The following is a 4,378-nucleotide window of genomic DNA, read 5'->3' on the forward strand; positions in this document are numbered from 1 at the left end:
AACAGTGCTTCTACCTCGTCCTCGTAACGCGCAATGGCCGCTATTTTCCCCTGATAACCAGCATTCTTTAGCTGTTTGCTAATGTTCATTGCGTCTTCTATAGAAGGCAGGGCGAGTAGTACCAATTCGACGTGCCGGATATCCAGGTTTTCCCACAAATCAACATCCTCACCATCACCTGTGATTACATTCATGCCGTCGTTGCGCATCTTTTGAATTTTAACGCGATCGGCATCCATTCCCCACACGTGATGTTCCATGAGTTTATTGAGCGAGGTAAAGGCACCAATGCCAACACGACCAAGCCCGACCACCAGGATTTTAGCGTCGGCGATAACCGGGTAGATGTCTTCTTTGAGTCGTTTCTCTCGCTCGAAGCGCTTCACGGTGTCTTTGATACGTTGATAAATACTATGCGAATACCGGTATACAATGCTGGTTAACACAAATGACAGGGAGGTTGATATTGCCAAAACAACAAGCCAGTTATCACCCAGCATTCCCAGACTCACGGCTAATGCGCCAACAATCAAACCAAATTCGCTGTAATTGGATAACACTAAACCGCCAAGGTAAGCGGTACGTCCTCGCAACGACATCCGGGTAAACAGCCAGAAGAATAACGCCATTTTAATGGGTAGCAGCAGGGTGATAATCAGCGCCATTCCCAGCATCTCAAGGTTGGGGAGGGCGGTTAATCCAATTGACAGGAAAAAGCCGATCAGGAACAGGTCTTTAAACGCCAACAGGGATTTTGCCATTTCAGTAGCTTTGGCATGTTTGGCGAATAACAGACCGAATATCAGTGCACCCAGGTCGCCTTTTATCTGTACTAATTCAAACAGATGATATCCACCAAGTGCAAAAATAAATCCGGTCAAGGGAAGCAATTCACCATGCCCTGATTGATTGATAATGCGGTTTAGCAATGGAAGAGCAGGGATAATCAGCAGTAACAATGGTGCGTATATACTGGGTATTTTACCGGTTGCAACCACCAGAAATACCACAGCAAAAATATCCTGCATGACTAGTACACCGATAGCCAGCTTGCCATGACGCGTTTTTGATTCGCCGGCTTCTTCCAGTACTTTAACCACACACACTGTGCTGCTAAACGACAGTGCAAACGCAATCAGTGCTGCGCTCTGCCAATCAAGTCCGCCAAATCCCGCTGCTGCCAGGCTGCCAAATAAAATTAACAGGGCAGAAATGGCTGCTACCCACAACACAGTATGGGCGATGCTGCCAAACCACACTTCCCGTTTAGACAAATCCTTTATGTTGAGTTTAAGGCCGATGGTAAACAGCATTATTGTAATACCAAGATCGGCCAGTGTGGTGATTGCTGGTGTGGTTGAATAACCCAGAGCATGAAGTAAAAAACCTGCCGCCAAGTAGCCAACCAGTGGAGGAATGCCAATAAGTTTCACGCCAAGCCCGCAAATGAATGCAAACAGTAAAAAGATATACTCCATTATCGCAACATTGAGATAGTCAGATTTGCCACAAAAGTACCATGTTAGACTTGGTGCTGGCAAAATTATCCGAGCGGGCACTTAGGATACTTATCAGCATGGAGAACTGCTAAATACGCATTTGAGGAGAGTGAGCTGTCACCAGTTCCCTTGGTGACATGTTGTGTTTAGCGTGAGCCTCAGAGCAAAACTAAAACGTTGCTGCTTGTTTGGATTTATCGTGGGATTCTTCTGCTATAAGCAGATTGAGTTCTTGCAATAATTCATATTCGCGCACTTTAATTGTGCCGAGCTCAAAGGTGATTTCCTTTTTTCGCTCCGACGGGCTGTACCCAGGCATTTTTCGTCGGGATTCCAGATTCGCGATATTGGATACTTTCTTAAGTTCTGCTACCGAGCCTGAGGAAGGTCGTTGATATCCGCTACCGTATTCGATAGACGATTTCTCAAACGATAACATCGATTCGCCATGAAGCCGTTGAGACTGGCTATACTGCATGGAGTGGTTTTTATGTGCTTCAATTTCTTCAGCACGATCCATTGCACGTAATTTACGCGCAAAAATTTCTAATCCAACCCTGTTTACCGATACGCCCATGTCAAGGCACTGCTTATAGGTAACATCATTGTTTTTATAGTTATTGGCTCTGACTAAGCTCTTAACTGTTTCTAATTTTTCCATTTTAGCGCACTTTTTTATACCGGATTCAAACAGCGATCTGGTTGGTTTATATGGATATTATTATTGGAATATCGACAAATTGCCGAAATTCTGCGTTATAGTACTGTTGAATATTTGTACATGCAATACTACAAAAGTCAAACTTTTGACACAAAATGTGCAAAATTGTCAAAAATCAAACACGATTCGTACTGGTCGGTGCAGTAAAATGAGGTACAGTAGCGTGCTTTTGAAGTTTTTTAATTAACTCATTGGGTATTATGTGAATAAAACTGAGCGGTTTTCAGCGATTAAACGGGTGTTGATTATTGAAGGTTGTGTCAATCTGTTAATGACCCTGACAAAACTTTCAGTTGGAATAATTACACACTCATCTGTCATTCTGGCCGATGCGCTGCATTCCTTAACGGATCTCTTCAACAACGTAATTGCTTTTGTTGCTATTCGAATCAGCCAGAAACCACCCGATCATTCCCATCCCTACGGGCATCAGAAATTTGAATACCTGGCTATTTTTCTGTTGGCTGTTTTACTGTCGGTGGTGTCGCTGGAATTGGTGATTTACGCCATTGAACATCATGGTAATCCCGTAGAGCAAAACGTTACTGGCCTGGTATTGTTGATACTCGCGATTGCGGTGAATTTTCTGCTGAGTCGCTGGCAAATGGGCAAAGCCAAATTCCTTCGGTCTGAATTACTGGCTGCCGATGCCAAACATACACTTAGTGACGTACTTACATCGATAGCGGTACTGGTTGGCTGGCAACTTGCCGCTTCAGGGTGGTATTGGCTGGATACTGTTTTTTGCCTGGGGGTGGCTTTGTTGGTTGCACATTTGGCATGGGAACTGTTTAATCAGGCGCTGCCAGTACTGGTTGACGCTAACGCCAATGACAAATCGCTTTCGGTTGAAACGCTATCCCGGTATACCAGCGAATTTAAAGATATTGCCCGGGTTGCGGAAGTACGCAGCAGAAGAATGGGCGAGCACATCAACGCGGATCTGACACTGATTGTATCGCCGCACTTAACGGTTATCCAGGCCCACAAGCTGGCCCATGAATTCGAAGACTATCTCAAAAAACATGTCGAGCTAAATGATGTTGTGATACACATTGAACCCGATGAGTTATCTGACCGGAGTTAATGTGAGAAACAGAGTATTGTTTATTGTTGGTTTGGGGCTGTTAGCATCATTTCTGCTGGCATTTACTTATCAGGGATTTGAATGGGTAGTTGGAGTATTTGCCCTATTGTTGGCATTAACACTTCACGATGCCTTCCAAAAACGCCATTCGCTGCTAGCTAATTTTCCACTGGTAGGCCGTTTGCGTTGGATAATTGAGGAGCTAAGGCCATTTGTTCAACAATACCTGCTAGAAACCGAAACCAGTGGTAAGCCAATCAGCCGGATGTTTCGCTCCATCGTGTATCAGCGGGCAAAGAACAGTTTAGACACAGTACCGTTTGGCACGCAGTTGGATACCTATGAATCAGGCTACGAATGGATCGGGCATTCTTTATCTGCATTAAATGTAGAAGAACTGGATGACGATCCCAGAGTAAAAATTGGCGGTCCGGAGTGCACTCAGCCATACAACGCCAGCTTGTTGAATATTTCGGCCATGAGTTTTGGTAGTTTGAGCAAGAATGCAGTGCTTGCGCTTAATAAAGGTGCGAAGTTAGGCGGGTTTTACCAGAACACTGGCGAGGGCGGGTTAACGCCTTATCATTTGGAAAACGGTGGCGACATTGTTTGGCAGATTGGCACCGGCTATTTTGGGTGTCGGAATAAAGACGGCACATTTAATCCGCTAACATTTCAGGAAAAAGCGCGTTTGCCTGCCGTAAAAATGATTGAAATAAAATTAAGTCAGGGCGCAAAGCCTGGTCATGGCGGTATTTTGCCTGCACACAAAAACACCCCGGAGATTGCAGCAATCCGCGACGTCACCGTGGCAACAGATGTTATTTCGCCACCTACTCACAGTGCGTTTAGTACACCTGTTGGCCTGCTTGATTTTGTTAAACAGTTACGTGAACTCAGTGGTGGTAAACCGGTAGGATTTAAACTGGCTATAGGCCGCAAGAGTGAATTTATTGCGGTGTGCAAAGCCATGAAACAAACCGGCATTATGCCCGACTTTATTACGGTTGATGGCGGAGAAGGTGGCACCGGTGCAGCGCCACTGGAATATTCAAATTCAATTGGATTTCC

4 protein-coding genes are annotated in these 4,378 nt (G+C 45.0%); 2 read left to right on the forward strand and 2 right to left on the reverse strand.

What is annotated here, in order from left to right; translation table 11 throughout:
• Both ACLR2L_RS19175 and ACLR2L_RS19180 read right to left on the reverse strand, forming a co-directional pair.
• A partial coding sequence (locus tag ACLR2L_RS19175; protein WP_413370499.1) for a cation:proton antiporter occupies positions 1 to 1,478 on the reverse strand: 1,478 nt, incomplete at its 3' end.
• Between the two features lie 190 nt (positions 1,479 to 1,668).
• On the reverse strand, positions 1,669 to 2,160 hold the full coding sequence (locus tag ACLR2L_RS19180) for a hypothetical protein (protein ID WP_140957366.1): 492 nt from the start codon (positions 2,158 to 2,160) through the stop codon (positions 1,669 to 1,671).
• 262 nt (positions 2,161 to 2,422) lie between these two features.
• Here ACLR2L_RS19180 and ACLR2L_RS19185 point away from each other — a divergent pair, with 262 nt between their 5' ends.
• Together ACLR2L_RS19185 and ACLR2L_RS19190 are read left to right on the forward strand one after the other, a co-directional pair.
• Positions 2,423 to 3,307 carry a cation diffusion facilitator family transporter gene (locus tag ACLR2L_RS19185; RefSeq protein ID WP_413370502.1) on the forward strand — a complete coding sequence of 295 codons (885 nt, stop codon included), beginning with the start codon at positions 2,423 to 2,425 and terminating at the stop codon, positions 3,305 to 3,307.
• Between the two features lie 52 nt (positions 3,308 to 3,359).
• On the forward strand, positions 3,360 to 4,378 hold a 1,019-nt coding region (locus ACLR2L_RS19190), incomplete at its 3' end, for a glutamate synthase-related protein (protein WP_413370504.1).

It is taken from the genome of Alteromonas sp. AMM-1 (genome assembly GCF_047290655.1).
Lineage (GTDB): Bacteria > Pseudomonadota > Gammaproteobacteria > Enterobacterales > Alteromonadaceae > Alteromonas > Alteromonas mangrovi.

Excerpts from the sequence above, each read along its gene's own strand:
- ACLR2L_RS19180 (WP_140957366.1), bottom strand. The coding sequence starts at position 2,160 with ATGGAAAAATTAGAAACAGTTAAGAGCTTAGTCAGAGCCAATAACTAT.